The following is a 20,239-nucleotide window of genomic DNA, read 5'->3' as shown; positions in this document are numbered from 1 at the left end:
GGTTCTTCTCCAACCCAAAACCCCTGTCATGAATGAACTTAAAGCTATTATTAAAGCTTTTGATCAAGCTGAAAATCATCGTCAAAAAACAGCCTTAGCAACGGTTGTTGAGGTTCAGGGTTCAGCCTATCGCCAAATTGGGGCAAAATTGTTAATTTTTGCAGATGGAAAACGAGTCGGTTCTATTAGTGGAGGCTGCTTAGAGAATGATGTCTGTGAATGGGCAAAACAAGTTATCGAAACGGGTCAACCGCAATTAATTATTTATGATACAACTGCCCCAGAGGATATTATTTTGGGTTTAGGATTGGGGTGTAATGGGGTGATCAAGGTTTTAATTGAACCTTTAGAAAAGCATACATATAGACAACAAATTCAGTTTATTGATGGGTGTTTAAATGCTCGAAAATTAGGAGTGATCGCCACTCTATTTCAAATCCAAGAAAATTCTCTAATAGATTTTAAGGTATTGGTTAATGAAACCGGAGTGATGATTAACTCTATTGAAGATTTTCAATTATCTGAAGCCATCATTCAAGATACTAAAACTGCTCTCAATTATCAACAATCTCAGGTGAAAACCTATCTCTGGAATCAGACTGAAGTTCCAGTTTTCATTGATATTATTAAGCCGGCTATTTCTTTAATCGTATTTGGAGGGGGTGAAGATGCCATTCCCTTAGTGAATTTAGCAAAAGAACTGGGTTGGATGGTGACCCTTATTGATCATCGACTTGATGCAGCCACCTCCGGCCGTTTTCCCTTAGCCGATCAAATTATTATTGCTCATCCTGAAGAAATTGAGTATAATTTAAGTCGAATTTTAGCTGATTTTGATGATTATACAGTGGCGGTGATCATGACTCATAATTATCTATGCGATCGGACGTTATTAAAATTTCTCCTCCCCTCATCTTTACCCTATATCGGACTGTTAGGTTCCCGACAACGCACGGAACAAATTCTACAGGAACTTCAAACAGAGTTAGACTTAAATTATGCACTGCTTGATCATTTCTATAGTCCTATCGGATTAGATATTGGGGCAGAAACCCCATCAGAAATTGCCCTTTCTATTCTAGCAGAAATTCGCGCCGTCTTATCCGATCGTTTAGGCGGATCATTAAAATATCGGGTCGGGTCAATTCATCAACTATAGCAATGGGGAATAGGCAAGAGGCAATAGGGAATGGGCAATGGGCAATAGGCAATAGTAAGTTATAGCAGTTGCCACATCTATTAGGACATTCTTGAAAGCTAAAAGCTACTTATAGTAAGTATTTACCTATTGCCCATTGCCCATTCCCTATTGCCTCTTGCTATATAACTAGGTTACAAGGTTTATTATTGTCTTAACCTTAATTGGTAGCGCTATATGACGGGATCAAAAATGGGTTTAATTATTTTAGCCGCCGGGGGGTCAACTCGCTTAGGTCAACCCAAACAGCTATTATTATTTAGAGGAAAAACGCTTTTAACCCATACCGTTGAACAGGCGTTAAATTCCCGGTGTCATCCGATTATTGTGGTTTTAGGATCGCAAGCTGAACAGATAGAGTTAGAAATTAATTCCTTTCCCATCATTATTGTTAAAAATCTTAATTGGAAACAGGGGATGGGTCGTTCTATTCAAACAGGAATTGAACAATTAAAAGCAATTCAACCCGATAGTCTAGGGGTGGTAATTACCCTTTGTGATCAACCCTTTATTTCTGCTGAAATTATTGATAAACTGGTAGAAACCTATGAACAGACTCAAAATTCTATGGTTGTATCTGAGTATAATAATATATTGGGAGTTCCGGCTTTATTTTCTCAAAATTTATTTGGAGAATTAATTAATTTGGATACAACCCAAGGCGCAAAATCTTTAATTAAAAGTTATCCTAATCATCGATGTATTGTGCCTTTTCCGTTAGGGATTCTGGATATTGATACCCCCCAGGACTATGAACAGTTATTACAGATTAGACTATGAATTTTCCTCCTTCCCAACGCCATATTTCTCAGCAAGTTATTTTAGAACACGCCCAAAAACCTCGCCATCGAGGGAAAACAAACCCGATTCATTTATCCCAGGAACAAAATAACCCTTACTGCGGAGATATTGTGCAATTAACGATTGAATTAGACTCTACAGGTGATCTTATTAAAGATATTAAATTTGAAGGGCGAGGTTGTGCCGTTTCCATGGCATCTGCTGATTTAATGGCAGAAGTATTAAGGGGAAAAACAATAACAGAATCTTTGTTAATTATTCAAGATTTTTTGAATTTAATTCAAGGAAATTATCAATTTAATCAACCTTTTGAAAAACTCAATGTTTTTACAACTATTGTTCAGTTTCCTATACGGATGAAATGTGCAGCTTTAAGTTGGTCTACCCTGGAAACAGCCTTAAAATCATATCTTCACAACCCTATTTTGATAGAGTGTGAAGGGCGATCGCATCTTTCATCCTAAACCATTAAGATCTAAAAGTGATCATTTTTGCTCCACAAAGGCAATTTTATCGGAAAATTAGGATAGAATTGAAAGTTAAGGATAACCTAAAATAGCATTTGGTCAACTGAAATAAAAACCTTCAGTGTTTGAATATTAATACTCATGAACGAACTGACGCTAAAGTGGACAGAAGCAGGTCAGTCCCGCACCCAAACCCTGAATGATCAAAAAACCTATCGGGTTGGACGAGATCCCACACGCTGCGATATTGTATTATCCCATCCAACGGTATCGGGATTACATATTGAAATTTTTTTTCATCCAGCTAATCATAACTTCTATCTGAAAAATTTACGAGAAACTAACCCACCGATGATCAATAATCAAAAGTTAATAACGGGTGAGGTTATTTTAAATTCCGGGAATAATATACAATTAGGACAGCAGCAAATAGAAGTAATTTCTATTAATTTTGAACATTTTTCAATTGCACCAACGCTATTATTTTCCCCCGATGAACTAACATCAAAAGCTCCTGTTCATCTCAATCCTGTACAATATGGTTTACAGTGTCCTCAATGCGATCATGTTTCCTCTTATGAACAATTAAATGTAGGTTGTCCTTGGTGTGGGACGTCCTTAGCAGCAGCAGTTAGTGTGGTTTTATCCACCCAATAGATAAACCTCAAAAATCAAGACTAAAAAACGGATGCAAATTCGACTAAGTTGGCAAAATTTAGAAACAGGAGAATGGCGAACCCCGGTTCTAACCCTACCCATTGCATTAGGAAGGGTTTTTGAACGAATGCCTTCTACGGTGAATGGAGAAAAGGTTTCTCGGATTGTTTTAACAGGAGAAAGAGTCTCCCGTTTTCATGGGTTAATTACCCGGGAACAAGGAAACTTGGTGGTCACCGATACCGGAAGTCGCAATGGAATTTTAGTGAATGGAATTGTGCAAACTCGTTGTTGCATTCAGGAGGGAGATACTTTACAAATTGGTCAATATAATATTACAATTTCTTTTATTACTAATACTTTTACCATTCCCAATCAAAAATTATCACAAATTTCCTTTAATTCTCACACAAATTTACCTGTTCCTAATATTTCTACTTCGACAATATCCTCATCAAATCAAGAGAGTTTCCCACCCCCATCCTTTCTGGATATCGCTCAAGTTTCTTTAACCCAATTACAAGCCACAGGATTACCCATTGAGCCAATCGATTATCTAACAATTGGGGCAGGATTAGGGAGTTTTATTTGGGTTGATTCCCTGAGAATTTCGGGTGTTAAATCCCATCAAATTATCGCCTTGGGAATGGAAGATAAACCCTATAATCGTTATCAGAGATTGTGTTTAAATTCCCAAATTCCTCCCCATGAACGGTTGCGGTCTAACTCCGATTCCTGTCCCGATAATCTTTGGGGATGGCCGAGTTATGCCCTCCGAGAATCCTATACAGAATGGCGTAAAGGCAAATTTTCCACCGCTTTAAATTTACTCTGGCAAGTGTTTTCTGAACCGACGTTTGCCGAAACCTATACTCCCCGTTCCGGTTATGTTTTTGATGCGATTGATCGAGAAGCTAATCGCATTGCCTGGTCAAATATCTATCACTATGGCCGGGTAAAAAATATTAGAAAAACCACCGATGGACGTTATGCAATTGCCTATTCCCGTTCCACAGAAAATCGTCGAGATTATGGGTTTATCATTGCCCGATATGTTCATTTAGCGACGGGTTATCCGGCGATTCAATTTCTCCCCGATTTACAGACTTATCGAGAACAAACCCAAGATTTTAAATCCGTTGTCAATGCCTATGAAGATCATCAACATATTTATGATCATTTAGAACAATCGGGGGGAACAGTAATTATCAGGGGTCGGGGAATTGTGGCTTCTCGCATTTTACAGCGTCTTTATGAAGCGAGGGCGAAAAATTCTCAGATCCAAATTTTACATTTAATGCGATCGCCCAAAGCCCAAGGAAATCAATTTCAACAAGCAAAAAGAACCATTGAAAATCATTTTGAATTTCAACCCTTTAACTGGCCTAAAGCCTGTTGGGGCGGTGATTTACGCCGACAATTAGAAACTGCTAATCCTCAAGAACGATTACAACTCCTGGAACAGTGGGGAGGAACTACCACAGCTAATCGAAAAGACTGGCGAAATATCATTAATCAAGGACTGCGCCAAGGGTGGTATCGGATTACTTTTGGAACCGTTGAACAGGTGGAACCCAGCCCTACAGGTCGCACCTTAACTACCATTCGAGAACATGGGTTAAATGCCCATCTTCAGTTAGAAGCGGATTTTATTATTGATGCGACTGGGTTAGAGGCAAAAGTCAATACCAATCCTTTATTAAAAGATTTGGTAGTTCATTACAATTTGCCCTTGAATGCCTTGGGACGGTTGAGTGTGGCGAATGATTTTGAACTGGTGGAAATGCGGAGTTCTACGGTAATAAATGATGCTTTAGGGGGTCGGATGTATGCCACGGGTGCAATTACCCTGGGTGGCCCCTATGCGGCCGTTGATAGCTTTTTGGGGTTGCAATATGCGGCGTTAATTTCCCTGGAAAGTTTGGCTTCTATTTCTGCGCCCGGTTTGGGAAAATTAAAGGGATGGCGATCGCTTTTACAATGGTTCAAATGGGTGAATAATCAACCTCCAAACTAAATTAATAATTTCAAACAATCCCAGCTTGTTGAAAAACTTGCAGAGGTGTGAGTTGCAATCCTTCTAATAGGTTATCGGTTAAAATTGCCTCATCTCGTTTTGTTTGAGGGGGTGCATCGGGATAAAAAATAGTAATAGTTTTAGCTTTAGGGTCAACAACCCAAACCCTCAATACCCCCGCATTGAGATAATCAATCGCTTTTTCACTCATTTGGCCAAAGGTTTGATCCGGCGAGATAATTTCGATCACTAATTCCGGGGGAATGGGGCAAGCTTCATCAATAAATCTTTCTAAGGGAAGACGACTATAGGAAATATAAAGTAAGTCAGGGATAGGAACCCAATCTCGATTATTTTTTTTCAGAATAACAGCCCATTCTATGCCAATTTCTCCTCGATTTTGACACCATTGAGTTAACAGGGTACACAGAGTAACAGTCAGTCGGGAATGAAAACGTTTAGGAGCCATTTTAGAAATTGCTTCTCCATTAATCAATTCATAGTTTAAGTCGGTTTCAGGAAGGCTAAGAAATTCGTCTAGGGTGAGTTGAGTTGTGAGTGTTACCATCAGTTGATTGCTCAAATGGGTGTTGGCTTAAGTTCGGGTATTGAATGGATTATAACAGCATTTTTTAAACATTCCATTGTTGTGTTCATTCGGTGCTTGAGTAATCATTGTATTAGGTGCTTAATCGCTTGTGGTGATATTGGTCACATAATTTCTACGGAAACATCACTTAACCAGACCTAAATCAATCACCCCCCAAACCAGGGGAATACGAGATGATAAAAGTGTCGAGTTCAAGGTCTAGCCATGATGCCCTACGTTAATCTTCTGCCCGGTGCGATTACTGAAATGGTTGCTTCCATCGCTGATAACCACTGTTTAACCCAAGCCGACCGCTACGGATTAATGGCCGCGATTTTGGACGACTCCTTACCCGAAGAAGAACGGATGTGTATTGACCGGGTGTTACGGTCACTGTTGCGCGGAAAAATTGCCGTTGTGAATGAAGTCTCTGCGATCGCCTAAATTCAACACCACAACCCATATTTTGTGAACTCGACAAACTCACAATGGGGAATTACGAATTACGAATGGGTAATCTTGCGATAAACTGATGACTGATGACTGATGACTGAAAATATGTTTCCGAGTTTTCTCCCCGAATCTGTACACAAATTAACCGAAGCCACTTCGATCGCCTTGGCTAAAAATCTCAAATGTGAACCTATTTCTACCCCCTTACGAAAGCAACCGATTCAAACCACTTATATTCGTCAAGGGCAGGGGAGAACCCCAATTTTATTAATTCATGGATTTGATAGTTCTGTCTTTGAATATCGGCGATTATTACCATTATTAGCTTCAGAAAATGAAACTTTTGCCGTGGATATTTTAGGGTTTGGATTTACAGAAAGGGGAACAGAATTTAAGTTAAATCGCTCGGAAATAGCGACTCATTTATATTCATTCTGGCAAACTTTAATTAATCAACCTGTGATTTTGGTTGGAGCTTCAATGGGGGGTGCAGTTGCCCTGGATTTTACCCTATTGTATCCTGAAGCGGTGAAATCTTTGGTATTATTAGACAGTGCGGGCATGAAACCAGGGCCAGTTATGGGTAAGTTTTTATTACCGCCTTTTGATTATTTAGCTACGGAATTTTTAAGGAATCCTAAAGTCCGTCAAGCGATTAGTGAAAGTGCTTATTTTGATAAAACTTTTGCGTCTGTTGATGCTCAAATTTGTGCCGCCTTGCATTTAGAAGCGATGGGTTGGAATCAAGCATTAATTCGCTTTAGTAAAACCGGAGGCTATGGAAAGTTTGGTAATCAATTGCAAAAAATTCAACAACCGACCTTGATTTTATGGGGCGATCATGATAAAATATTAGGAACCAAAGATGCGTCTAAATTTAAAAACGCTATTCCCCATTCCCAACTAATTTGGGTGAAAAACTCCGGTCATGTTCCCCATTTAGAACAACCCGAAACCACAGCGCAATCTATTTTAGACTTTGTTACAAATGAATCATCAAAAAGAGAGTCTATACTTAAGTAATAAATAATAAAGTTTGAATGAGAAATAACTCATATTCCCTGATGCTTTCAAAGCAGATAGAAGAAGTGAACAGAACTTAAAAGATTAATTTCTGTTGAACAGAGGGATATAAACATGGCTGAACTACTGGTACTGAATAATCAAGATTCTGGGTTAGGATCATTAAGAGAAGCGATCGCGCAAGCCAATTCCGGTGATACGATTAAATTTAGTCCCGCTCTAATCGGCGGAAATACCATCACCCTGACCACCGGACAATTAGACATTCCTGTGGGTAAAAATTTAACCCTGGATGGAATGGATAATTCTAACCTGATCATCAGTGGAAATAATCAATTTAGAATTTTTTATCTCAATTCAACCTCCGTTACCCCCACCACTTTAAACCTCAAAAATCTGACCCTGAATAATGGCTATACCCCCGAACGAGGCGCGGGAGTTGCGACCACCCATCAAGGAATTTTAGCGATTGATAATATTAAATTTAATGATAATGTCGCTGATGGTGGTGGCGGAGCTATTTTTAGTGCTTTTGAAGGGAATTTAACCGTTAATAACAGTCAATTTAATCGCAATAAAGCGATCGCAGCTAATGACGAACGGGGAGCCGGAGCCATCGCTTTTTGGGGGCCAAAGAATATTACCGTTACCAATAGTCAATTTATTGATAATGAAGGGATTAATGGCGCAGCAATTAACAGTTTAAATGGCAAACTAACCATTGAAAACTCTAGTTTTTTAAACAATAAAACCACGGCGGCTTTCTATGATAATGGAAAACCCAACCCCTTTTTACGGGGATTTGGTGGGGCTATTTATGCTGATCGCGCCAGTAGCAGTAATGAACCATCAGGAACCATTAGTATTGTTAATAGTAACTTTGAAGGAAATATCGGTCGAGGAGAAGGAGGAGCAGCTTATTTATTTACTGGAACCCAAGATAACGTTATTTTTGAATCTAATGTTTTTAAAGACAATCAAATTTTACCACTCCCGAATGGAGGAAATAATGGGAATGGGGGTGCTGTTGTTCAAATCAGTAATGGATTAAATCGGGGATTTAATATTAGCAATACTGCTTTTATTAATAATACCGCAGCGAGTCAAGGTGGTGGTATTTGGATGATGGATGCTCCCACAACCATTACTAATAGTACCTTCTCAGGAAATCGAGCCGAAGCCACCACAACTCAAGGGAATGGTGGGGCGATGGCTGTTTATGGCCCGACTAATATTATTAATACAACCATTGCTGATAATTACGCGGGATGGGTCGGAGGTGCAATTTCTGCATCATCAGGGGCGGAAGTTACAGTTCAAAACACAATTTTTAATAATAATACCGCCAATAATGGGGGAAACTCTTGGAATATTCAGCAGCAGACTAACCGAAGTTTCACGGATTTGGGTGGGAATATTCAATGGCCAGGAAATCCCAATCAAACCGGAAATGATTATAATGCTACTACCAATATTCAGAAAATTGATCCTCAATTGGGAACCCTTGAAAATGTCAATGGAACTTATTTTTATCCTTTATTAATCGGTAGTCCTGTGATTGATACAGGGGTCAATAATTCATTAACAACCGATCAAAATAATCAACCTCGTGTTGTTGATGGGGATCAAAATGGAACCTCAATTATTGATAGTGGTGCTTATGAGTTTTCAGTTACCCCAATTCCGACTCCCGCACCGACTCCCACACCAACTCCCGCACCAACTCCCGCACCGACACCCGCACCGACTCCCGAACCAACACCCGCACCAACACCCGCACCAACACCCGCACCAACACCCGCACCAACACCCGCACCAACTCCAACACCAACTCCCGCACCAACTCCCGCACCGACACCCGCACCGACACCCGGTTCAACACCGAGTCCGACACCGAGTCCAACTCCAGTATTAACCCCAAGTCCAACACCTGAACCCAATCAAGATGACTGTTCCTGTCAACCTTTTGCTGCTTTAGACATAGAAACAAGTCGTCAACAAAATATCATTCAGAACACCTTAAATGGTACTGAAAATAATGATAGTTTGATGGGAACTGATATTAGTGAAGCTATTAATGGTGGGGATGGAGATGATATTTTATTGGGGATGAAAGAGAATGATAATTTAGCAGGAGATATCGGTAATGATACGATTTTTGGCGGTCAAGGCACAGATTTTATCAATGGCGGTACTAGTTCAGACTTACTTTATGGAAACAAAGAATCAGACTTTATCTTTGGAATGGAAGGAGAAGATCAGATTTTTGGCGGTAACGGTGATGATTATTTAAGTGGTGGAACTGAAAATGATATTTTATTTGGCAATACTGGTAATGATTTAATCTTTGGAGATGAGGGAGATGATACATTATTTGGTGAAGATGATAATGACTCTTTAAGTGGAGGATTAGGCAACGATATTTTATTTGGAAATACGGGTGATGATCAACTTCAAGGAAATGAAGGAAATGATACAATTTATGGGGGTAAAAATGATGACTTCTTGTGCGGTAATCAGGATGATGACTTGTTATTTGGTAATTTAGGAGCCGATATTTTAGAAGGATGTGAAGGGAATGATACTTTGTATGGGGGTCAAGAAAATGATTTGATTAAAGGCGGAGTTGGGAATGATTTTCTGAGTGGAGATTTAGGAGAAGATACCTTAATTGGCGGCAGTGGAAATGATCAATTTGCGATCGCCATCAACGCCGGAAACGATACAATTCTTGATTTTAATATTCAAGAAGATAAGATAAATTTGTTAGGGGGATTAAACTTTGAACAATTAATCTTTGTACCCACGAATAACGCCACTTTAGTTCAGTTAGAAAGTAATGGAGAAGTATTAGCAACCTTAATCGGAGTTGACCCTTCTAACCTTAATATTAGTCGGTTTACGACTTAATCTAACGGCTAGATTTTTTGTCTCTGCTTTAGCTCAAAAATTCTTGGGAGAGAGCAGAGATAACGATAAACTTAGGTGATAAATTAATCAGGACTTACGCAGAATACCCAATTATACACCATCTGTAGGGGCGAACGGCCGTTCGCCCCTACTAGATATGGTTGTTTTGCGTGTATTCCTGTTAATACTGGAAAATATAGTAAAATTTAGATTTATTAAATAAAAAAATAATGCCAAATTCAACCAAAATAGAATTAAGACGTTTACTCATTAAACAGCGTCGTTCTTTATCCCACATAGATTGGAAATCAAAAAGCGATCTTCTTTGTCAAAACCTACAACATAACCCACTTTTTCAACAAGCAAAAACGATTTTATCCTATTTCAGTTTTCGCCAAGAACCCGATTTAAGTTTATTATTAAGTAACACCGATAAAAAATGGGGATTTCCCCGTTGTGTTGAACAATCTTTAACCTGGCATTATTGGCAACCTGGGGAAACCTATAATATCAATAGTTATGGTATTATTGAACCCGATGCAAACTTGATGCAACTACAGTCCAGTGAAGTTGACTTAATCTTAGTTCCATCCGTTGCTTGTGATGCCCAAGGATATCGGTTAGGATATGGAGGTGGATTTTATGACCGAATGTTGAGTTTACCCGAATGGAATTTAATTCCAACAGTGGGAATTATTTTTGATTTTGCTTATCTTCCTCAATTACCAATTGATGCTTGGGATAAACCTTTAAACGCGGTTTGTACAGACTCTCAATTTATTAATGTTTCCTATTGTTTACCCGCTTAATTAAATTGAACAATAAAACCATAAAAACAGTAATTATTTATATTATTCTCGGAATAATTGCTGTATTAATGCTATTTCCTCTGATTTGGTTAGTGAGTACCGCCTTTAAATCTCCCAGTGAAAATATCTTTCAATTTCCACCCCAATTTATTCCCCGTCAACCGACATTTCAGAATTTTATTAAAGTCTGGCAAACCAATCCTTTTGGACGTTATTTATTTAATAGTTCTTTTGTCGCCCTATTAACAGTCAGTTTAAATTTATTGTTTTGTTCCTTAGCCGCCTATCCCCTAGCGCGATTAAACTTTAAAGGTAGAGATGGCATTTTTACAGCCATTATTGCCACCATCATGATTCCTTTTCAAATTGTGATGATTCCGTTATATGTGTTAACTGTACAATTAGAATTAAGAAATAGTTATTTGGGAATTATTTTTCCCAGTATTGCCTCCGCATTTGGCATATTTCTGTTAAGACAAGCCTTTCAAAGTGTCCCGAAAGAATTAGAAGAAGCCGCCAGAATTGATGGCTGTTCAGAATTAGGAATCTGGTGGAATGTGATGATACCTGCGGCTAAACCCGCGTTAATTACCCTAGCAATATTTGTGTTTATTGGGTCGTGGAGTGACTTTCTCTGGCCGCTATTAGTTTTAGACCAGCCGGACTTCTATACCATGCCTTTAGGAGTAGCAACCCTAGCCGGAACATTCTCCCTCGACTGGCGATTAATTGCGGCGGGCTCTGTGATTTCTATTGCCCCTGTTTTACTATTATTCTTAATATTACAACGCTATATTGTACCGACAGATGCCGGGTCAGGGGTAAAAGGGTGAATTAGTTGAATTACGAATTACGAATTACGAATTACTAGATTCGTTTCAATCCCTGATAGGGATTATAGGTTATTTCAACTAACTTACTAATCTCGTCTGGGTTATTAGCTTCTGGTTTCAATCCCTGATAGGGATTATAGGTTATTTCAACTTTAGGGCTTTATGATTATTTATATGAAAAGTTGAGTGTTTCAATCCCTGATAGGGATTATAGGTTATTTCAACTGTGGGTGTTACCCCTATCTCTGATTCCAGTCAGAGTAGGGGGTTTCAATCCCTGATAGGGATTATAGGTTATTTCAACCTTTGTTTCTCCTTTGGTTCCCTTAATATTTCCTTGTTTCAATCCCTGATAGGGATTATAGGTTATTTCAACCGTATTTAAGGTCTATTTTAATACTCCACAATTCGTTTCAATCCCTGATAGGGATTATAGGTTATTTCAACTGTGGGTGTTACCCCTATCTCTGATTCCAGTCAGAGTAGGGGGTTTCAATCCCTGATAGGGATTATAGGTTATTTCAACCTTTGTTTCTCCTTTGGTTCCCTTAATATTTCCTTGTTTCAATCCCTGATAGGGATTATAGGTTATTTCAACCAGTTCTGGGTTAAATCCTTGGAGTGGGGATGGAAGTTTCAATCCCTGATAGGGATTATAGGTTATTTCAACAAAGGATTAACTATATAGAAATCATCTAAAGAATGTTTCAATCCCTGATAGGGATTATAGGTTATTTCAACGAATGAGATTCATGATTCAATTGATTCATTTGGTTTCAATCCCTGATAGGGATTATAGGTTATTTCAACCGCCGTCCGGTTCCGCCAAGCCCCCGAGTAGTAAGTTTCAATCCCTGATAGGGATTATAGGTTATTTCAACCAGACGAAAAGATCTGATTTTGCCGTTTTTGGTTGGTTTCAATCCCTGATAGGGATTATAGGTTATTTCAACTCCCAGACCAGTTAATCCAAACCTTATATTTTTGGTTTCAATCCCTGATAGGGATTATAGGTTATTTCAACTTACATCCAATGTATGCTGCCTGAATTTTTTCCTTGTTTCAATCCCTGATAGGGATTATAGGTTATTTCAACGTATCAAAGTACAGGCGCATCAAATTATTCACAGAGTTTCAATCCCTGATAGGGATTATAGGTTATTTCAACGCTCCCCTTCATCAATCGTAGTAAAGAAGGAAGTAGTTTCAATCCCTGATAGGGATTATAGGTTATTTCAACACAGCACCGCGTCGGCGTAATTCTCCGTTTGATTCTGTTTCAATCCCTGATAGGGATTATAGGTTATTTCAACGGCTGATGCGGCTGTCTTACAGTAAAAGAAGGTCAAGGGGTTTCAATCCCTGATAGGGATTATAGGTTATTTCAACTGCGCTATGTTCAACCCTGATAATTTCAGAACAGGTTTCAATCCCTGATAGGGATTATAGGTTATTTCAACCTCCCAATAATACCAATTCGGTCAGGCTGGGTGTAGTTTCAATCCCTGATAGGGATTATAGGTTATTTCAACCCGTAATTTCTGCAATGGTTGGGGCGGGCATACCCGTTTCAATCCCTGATAGGGATTATAGGTTATTTCAACAAGGTGCAGTCAACTTTAGCGTTAATTGGATTCCACCGAGTTTCAATCCCTGATAGGGATTATAGGTTATTTCAACCTTGATAATTTTGTCCAAAATTAAGAAAATCAATGTTTCAATCCCTGATAGGGATTATAGGTTATTTCAACATCCTGATATTTCACTTCTTTCTTGTCTGCGCCCGTGTTTCAATCCCTGATAGGGATTATAGGTTATTTCAACGAGATACCGAAAAGAAATGGTCAGGTAAAACCATTGTTTCAATCCCTGATAGGGATTATAGGTTATTTCAACAAAGGAAATTACACATAGCTTACTTCTTCTATCGCGTTTCAATCCCTGATAGGGATTATAGGTTATTTCAACTCGGCTTGCAATTTTTGAGCTTTTTTCTTAATTTCGTTGTTTCAATCCCTGATAGGGATTATAGGTTATTTCAACATCTATTTAGATTAATTTTTATCGACTTTGGCTTGTTTCAATCCCTGATAGGGATTATAGGTTATTTCAACGCGGAACAGGGCCAGGAGCAATGACGATCAACGTGTTTCAATCCCTGATAGGGATTATAGGTTATTTCAACTTTTGAGACTCCCCAACTCAAGGAAAAGTATTTAGGTTTCAATCCCTGATAGGGATTATAGGTTATTTCAACTCAAATCGTCATCTGGCTCAAGGAGTGTATAAATGTTTCAATCCCTGATAGGGATTATAGGTTATTTCAACCGGTTTGGCTATCTTGAATTGGCTAGAGAAAATGTTTCAATCCCTGATAGGGATTATAGGTTATTTCAACGGGTGATTTTCCCGCCAACGCTTTGTGGCTTGTGCTGTTTCAATCCCTGATAGGGATTATAGGTTATTTCAACACGGATGAAGCGGAGGGGAGACCGGAATCATCGAGGCGTTTCAATCCCTGATAGGGATTATAGGTTATTTCAACCTGGGATGGTCGTTTTGAGTTCATCAAACGATCCTGTTTCAATCCCTGATAGGGATTATAGGTTATTTCAACTGCGATGCTTTGGATCGCCTCAAATATTCCTCTGGCCTAGTTTCAATCCCTGATAGGGATTATAGGTTATTTCAACATCTTTGCAGATATTTTCTGAAACGATTATTTTTGTTTCAATCCCTGATAGGGATTATAGGTTATTTCAACATCCAATATCCTGTGGCGTATTCAATAACAAGAGAGTTTCAATCCCTGATAGGGATTATAGGTTATTTCAACATTAACCGTTATCTTAATTCCTCCTACTTCCATGTTGTTTCAATCCCTGATAGGGATTATAGGTTATTTCAACAATTACGGTTGTATCACCGGAGGTATAGGGAGCCATGTTTCAATCCCTGATAGGGATTATAGGTTATTTCAACATTGATCAGGGGGAGAAGTGGTAATGAAATTAAACTGTTTCAATCCCTGATAGGGATTATAGGTTATTTCAACCTCAAGCCTATACCCAGAAGATTCGACAAGGTTTCGTTTCAATCCCTGATAGGGATTATAGGTTATTTCAACAAGGTATGCTAAACAAACCCCAGGAAAATAATGAGTTTCAATCCCTGATAGGGATTATAGGTTATTTCAACCTTAGGAGCGATGAGCTTATCCCCCTGAAATAACCGTTTCAATCCCTGATAGGGATTATAGGTTATTTCAACCAGTGAATAAATCACTTGAGAGGATCTTACCATGTGTTTCAATCCCTGATAGGGATTATAGGTTATTTCAACGATTAAGACTTTGTTCAGTAGCGGTGATTTGTTCTGGTTTCAATCCCTGATAGGGATTATAGGTTATTTCAACACAAGGACTGGAAAATCCTTCATCTGTGATACTGTCAAGTTTCAATCCCTGATAGGGATTATAGGTTATTTCAACGATCATCGCATTAGCCAGAAACATTCTCTGATCCAGTTTCAATCCCTGATAGGGATTATAGGTTATTTCAACCGCAATCTTCCAGCTATGGCTCAAAAGATATATCGTTTCAATCCCTGATAGGGATTATAGGTTATTTCAACTTCTGAAATGAAAATTAAGTGGGAATGGGAAAAAGTTTCAATCCCTGATAGGGATTATAGGTTATTTCAACGACAAAACCTAAAATTACTGAGACAGATATCAGCAGTTTCAATCCCTGATAGGGATTATAGGTTATTTCAACGTCATTGTTCCCACACCCGTTACGCAAAAAAAATCGTTTCAATCCCTGATAGGGATTATAGGTTATTTCAACGCCACGGCAACAGCTATTAACGGGAAACTTCCGGGTTTCAATCCCTGATAGGGATTATAGGTTATTTCAACGGTAGCTCCCATCAAATATCGAGATGATAATGACCTGTTTCAATCCCTGATAGGGATTATAGGTTATTTCAACCACGGTAAAAGTACCGGATTGGGGGGTGATTAGAGGTTTCAATCCCTGATAGGGATTATAGGTTATTTCAACTTGAGTTTGATCGGATTATAGTGGAGACTAAACGGCGTTTCAATCCCTGATAGGGATTATAGGTTATTTCAACAAGAAGTCGGTAGCTGATAGCGTCCCTGTTGAGTTTCAATCCCTGATAGGGATTATAGGTTATTTCAACCGCCTACACTTCTGGGTTTGTGTACGAGGGAATTGCGTTTCAATCCCTGATAGGGATTATAGGTTATTTCAACACGGGATAGAGCGCCGGGTGTCGATTGCTAATGCCTTACGTTTCAATCCCTGATAGGGATTATAGGTTATTTCAACCGGGGCTGGTGTTGTCAGAATTTCGCCCTTGTAGCGTTTCAATCCCTGATAGGGATTATAGGTTATTTCAACACGAGACTAACTTATTCGGGTTCCGATAGGGTAACTAGGTTTCAATCCCTGATAGGGATTATAGGTTATTTCAACCTGAGTAAATTCTTTAATTGATAGGTATAGGTGAACTCATCATCGTTTCAATCCCTGATAGGGATTATAGGTTATTTCAACGCGTATAGTAATTATCCTGCTTGTTCAGATAATTGTTTCAATCCCTGATAGGGATTATAGGTTATTTCAACGATAGGATTCAAACCAGTTTCAACTGGGTTGTAATCGTTTCAATCCCTGATAGGGATTATAGGTTATTTCAACTGAACTCTCTGAAATCCCTAGTGTATTTCGGTTGTTTCAATCCCTGATAGGGATTATAGGTTATTTCAACGATTTGGTTTGGGCAGATTCTAAAGCTGAATTAATGTTTCAATCCCTGATAGGGATTATAGGTTATTTCAACCGGGGTCGGGGCGTTATTACATTCAAGAAGATTGGTTTCAATCCCTGATAGGGATTATAGGTTATTTCAACTATGGAGTTATACCCGTCTCCTGCTAACGCCCAAGAGTTTCAATCCCTGATAGGGATTATAGGTTATTTCAACAAAAATGTCCGCAAACTTATTAAAAGAGAAAGGGTTTCAATCCCTGATAGGGATTATAGGTTATTTCAACCGGGAGTGCAGTCGGGAGCGTGGGGGGTTTATTCCCTGTTTCAATCCCTGATAGGGATTATAGGTTATTTCAACACAAGACAAGCAATCAGAGGAAATAGGGAAAAAGGTTTCAATCCCTGATAGGGATTATAGGTTATTTCAACCTGAAGTGTTTGATGGCACTCATTCTGTCGAGAAAGTTTCAATCCCTGATAGGGATTATAGGTTATTTCAACTCAGGGCAGATCCGGCACTTTTGTCCCAGACAATCATTGTTTCAATCCCTGATAGGGATTATAGGTTATTTCAACCCTCAAATTCGGTATTGTTAAAGTCTTCATCATCAGGGAGTTTCAATCCCTGATAGGGATTATAGGTTATTTCAACAGTCGAAATCAGCTAAAGGGAACTCCTCAAAACCGGTTTCAATCCCTGATAGGGATTATAGGTTATTTCAACTATAAGAAAATCCTTTGGGGGTATCTCGATAATCCGGTTTCAATCCCTGATAGGGATTATAGGTTATTTCAACAATATTGCTTGAATCATAGCGTTCGATTCGCTCGTTTCAATCCCTGATAGGGATTATAGGTTATTTCAACCTGCACCGACTGTTTACAACATCAGAAACGATTAATTTTTTGTTTCAATCCCTGATAGGGATTATAGGTTATTTCAACATACCCGATTCAGTGGGTTTATGGTAGATGATGAGTTTCAATCCCTGATAGGGATTATAGGTTATTTCAACGTTTCAATTCTGTTCCTATTATATCATCGCTTTTCGTTTCAATCCCTGATAGGGATTATAGGTTATTTCAACCAACCTTTTGTAATTCAATATTTTGCTGTTTCTGCGATGTTTCAATCCCTGATAGGGATTATAGGTTATTTCAACGATCGTGAATGGCGAAATTATTCTAAATTATCTGGTTTCAATCCCTGATAGGGATTATAGGTTATTTCAACGCCTTTATAAGTTGGCAGAAAAAAATTTATGCGTTTCAATCCCTGATAGGGATTATAGGTTATTTCAACCGTTAAAAGCCCAAGATAAACCCACCGACTTGATGTTTCAATCCCTGATAGGGATTATAGGTTATTTCAACTCTACATTTTTTTTTCTTCCCACTTTTTATATGTTTCAATCCCTGATAGGGATTATAGGTTATTTCAACCAAAAGTCGAAGTGACATTGTTCTTAGATCAAGGAAGTTTCAATCCCTGATAGGGATTATAGGTTATTTCAACTCCGCAGTTTTATCTACGGCGGCTCCAGTGTCTTTGTTTCAATCCCTGATAGGGATTATAGGTTATTTCAACTATTTGGGGCAAGGATACTCGGCTTTATATTGGAGGTGGTTTCAATCCCTGATAGGGATTATAGGTTATTTCAACTCCAATCGGCTCAAATATTGCCAAGAGTTGTTCCCGTTTCAATCCCTGATAGGGATTATAGGTTATTTCAACAAAGCAAATAGAATCCGTCACTGGCTCTATTTCTGTGTTTCAATCCCTGATAGGGATTATAGGTTATTTCAACTGGTCTGGGAGATGGATGGCAACCCCGCGATTAAGTTTCAATCCCTGATAGGGATTATAGGTTATTTCAACGTGGAAATCATTGAACAAGAAGGCTTCCAATCTCCGTTTCAATCCCTGATAGGGATTATAGGTTATTTCAACCAACGCAGTATCCATCTTTTCCTCCAACTTAAAAGCGATGTTTCAATCCCTGATAGGGATTATAGGTTATTTCAACAATGTCTTAACTGCCTTAATTGAGGCACAAAAGGTCGCAAGTTTCAATCCCTGATAGGGATTATAGGTTATTTCAACTGAGTCTTACTGCTTCGTTTTTTTCGTCTTCTCTTGATGATGTTTCAATCCCTGATAGGGATTATAGGTTATTTCAACCCTTCAGAATGTAGTCTAGTGCTTCTCAGGATTCTGTTTCAATCCCTGATAGGGATTATAGGTTATTTCAACCTGTTTTTTTGTTTTCACTTTTCCTGCTTTTGCACGTTTCAATCCCTGATAGGGATTATAGGTTATTTCAACAATAATTAAATTCTATACAGGGGTCGGGTGATCTAAATGTTTCAATCCCTGATAGGGATTATAGGTTATTTCAACTTGACGAAAATGGTATGTATCGTTTCGGTGCAATAGACGAAGTTTCAATCCCTGATAGGGATTATAGGTTATTTCAACAAAATAAGCGATCGCTCAAAATAGAAATAATTTGTTTCAATCCCTGATAGGGATTATAGGTTATTTCAACAAAAACTCTTGAGTTCTGATATTTTGTTTCCTCTGGCGTTTCAATCCCTGATAGGGATTATAGGTTATTTCAACGGTTGTCAACAATTCTACGGCTACCGAAATAGTGGTTTCAATCCCTGATAGGGATTATAGGTTATTTCAACTACAGGATATAGCTGGGATAATATACCAATAGGGAAGTTTCAATCCCTGATAGGGATTATAGGTTATTTCAACCCAATGAAGCTCTTGAAAGACTAGAACAAGAAAGTTTCAATCCCTGATAGGGATTATAGGTTATTTCAACCAATGTCTAGGGAGGTTTTGCCGTCCGTCATCAGGTTTCAATCCCTGATAGGGATTATAGGTTATTTCAACTTTAGGGGGTTCGATTCCTTATAGATGGTATAAACCGTTTCAATCCCTGATAGGGATTATAGGTTATTTCAACCTCTGTTGTGCCACCATCCATCTCACAGGATAAGAGGTCGGTTTCAATCCCTGATAGGGATTATAGGTTATTTCAACCATGCGAGCGCCCGATTAACTCCATCAGGAAAAAGTTTCAATCCCTGATAGGGATTATAGGTTATTTCAACGGAAGGATGTTATTTTATTGTTATGATTGACCCTGAGTTTCAATCCCTGATAGGGATTATAGGTTATTTCAACCAAATAGAATATTATGTTTTACGATCTTAATTGTTATGTTTCAATCCCTGATAGGGATTATAGGTTATTTCAACTGCTAAAACCACTCGGTCATCCTTTGTTGCAGGTCGAGTTTCAATCCCTGATAGGGATTATAGGTTATTTCAACAATCGCGATCGCCTGCTAAAATAAAATCAATCCCCGTTTCAATCCCTGATAGGGATTATAGGTTATTTCAACCAACCCTTAAAAATGATCGAAAAGATGTACAGCACCGATGTTTCAATCCCTGATAGGGATTATAGGTTATTTCAACAATCAATTTAGAGTATTTGGTGAGGCTACAGCAACCCAGTTTCAATCCCTGATAGGGATTATAGGTTATTTCAACTTCGGACGCTCAAAATTTCCTGAGTCGTTGATGTTTCAATCCCTGATAGGGATTATAGGTTATTTCAACGCTACATTGGTGGCTTTATTATTAAAAAAAGTATGAGTTTC

At 38.6% G+C, this 20,239-nt stretch carries 11 protein-coding genes and 1 CRISPR repeat array (1 of these 12 running past the window's edge); of the genes, 10 read left to right on the top strand and 1 reads right to left on the bottom strand.

Annotation, left to right across the window (positions count from 1 at the left end; all coding sequences use genetic code 11):
• Positions 1-28 precede the first annotated feature (28 nt).
• The 5 genes from AC2D3N_RS03690 to AC2D3N_RS03670 all read left to right on the top strand — a co-directional run bounded on the left by AC2D3N_RS03690 (position 29) and on the right by AC2D3N_RS03670 (position 5,140).
• Positions 29-1,159: an XdhC family protein gene (locus tag AC2D3N_RS03690; protein WP_484692814.1), complete on the top strand. Its 1,131-nt coding sequence runs from the start codon at positions 29-31 to the stop codon at positions 1,157-1,159.
• A 216-nt stretch (positions 1,160-1,375) separates the two neighbouring features.
• Positions 1,376-1,978 carry a nucleotidyltransferase family protein gene (locus AC2D3N_RS03685; RefSeq protein WP_484692813.1) on the top strand — a complete coding sequence of 201 codons (603 nt, stop codon included), beginning with the start codon at positions 1,376-1,378 and terminating at the stop codon, positions 1,976-1,978.
• Entirely contained in the window at positions 1,975-2,463 is a 489-nt protein-coding gene (gene sufU / locus AC2D3N_RS03680; protein WP_484692812.1) for a Fe-S cluster assembly sulfur transfer protein SufU, read from the top strand. The genes AC2D3N_RS03685 and sufU overlap by 4 nt, the downstream gene beginning before the upstream one ends.
• Before the next feature lie 144 nt (positions 2,464-2,607).
• Positions 2,608-3,123, top strand: coding sequence for an FHA domain-containing protein (locus tag AC2D3N_RS03675; RefSeq protein ID WP_484692811.1), 516 nt, complete (start codon positions 2,608-2,610; stop codon positions 3,121-3,123).
• Between the two features lie 31 nt (positions 3,124-3,154).
• The gene (locus AC2D3N_RS03670; RefSeq protein WP_484692810.1) at positions 3,155-5,140 is read left to right on the top strand and encodes an FHA domain-containing protein; all 1,986 of its coding nucleotides are present in this window, start codon (positions 3,155-3,157) and stop codon (positions 5,138-5,140) included.
• Positions 5,141-5,150: 10 nt separating this feature from the next.
• Here the strand turns inward: AC2D3N_RS03670 and AC2D3N_RS03665 are convergent, their stop codons facing one another.
• On the bottom strand, positions 5,151-5,708 hold the full coding sequence (locus AC2D3N_RS03665) for a Uma2 family endonuclease (RefSeq protein WP_484692809.1): 558 nt from the start codon (positions 5,706-5,708) through the stop codon (positions 5,151-5,153).
• Positions 5,709-5,957: 249 nt separating this feature from the next.
• Here AC2D3N_RS03665 and AC2D3N_RS03660 point away from each other — a divergent pair, with 249 nt between their 5' ends.
• The 5 genes from AC2D3N_RS03660 (at position 5,958) to AC2D3N_RS03640 (ending at position 11,757) form a co-directional block, all read left to right on the top strand.
• Positions 5,958-6,173 carry a hypothetical protein gene (locus AC2D3N_RS03660; RefSeq protein ID WP_079676631.1) on the top strand — a complete coding sequence of 72 codons (216 nt, stop codon included), beginning with the start codon at positions 5,958-5,960 and terminating at the stop codon, positions 6,171-6,173.
• 114 nt (positions 6,174-6,287) lie between these two features.
• Positions 6,288-7,205 (top strand): alpha/beta fold hydrolase, encoded by a 918-nt coding sequence (locus AC2D3N_RS03655; RefSeq protein WP_484693730.1) that lies wholly within the window; start codon positions 6,288-6,290, stop codon positions 7,203-7,205.
• A gap of 114 nt (positions 7,206-7,319) precedes the next feature.
• The gene (locus tag AC2D3N_RS03650; RefSeq protein ID WP_484692808.1) at positions 7,320-10,115 is read left to right on the top strand and encodes a choice-of-anchor Q domain-containing protein; all 2,796 of its coding nucleotides are present in this window, start codon (positions 7,320-7,322) and stop codon (positions 10,113-10,115) included.
• Positions 10,116-10,345: 230 nt separating this feature from the next.
• Positions 10,346-10,924 carry a 5-formyltetrahydrofolate cyclo-ligase gene (locus tag AC2D3N_RS03645; protein WP_079676630.1) on the top strand — a complete coding sequence of 193 codons (579 nt, stop codon included), beginning with the start codon at positions 10,346-10,348 and terminating at the stop codon, positions 10,922-10,924.
• A 5-nt stretch (positions 10,925-10,929) separates the two neighbouring features.
• Positions 10,930-11,757, top strand: coding sequence for a carbohydrate ABC transporter permease (locus AC2D3N_RS03640; protein WP_445260726.1), 828 nt, complete (start codon positions 10,930-10,932; stop codon positions 11,755-11,757).
• Positions 11,758-11,799: 42 nt separating this feature from the next.
• Positions 11,800-20,239: a CRISPR direct-repeat array (repeat unit 37 nt; unit sequence GTTTCAATCCCTGATAGGGATTATAGGTTATTTCAAC) (it continues 32 nt past the right edge of the window).

This window comes from Planktothrix sp. PLAVEN19ND, from assembly GCF_057220675.1.
This window is presented reverse-complemented; position numbering and strand designations above follow the sequence as displayed.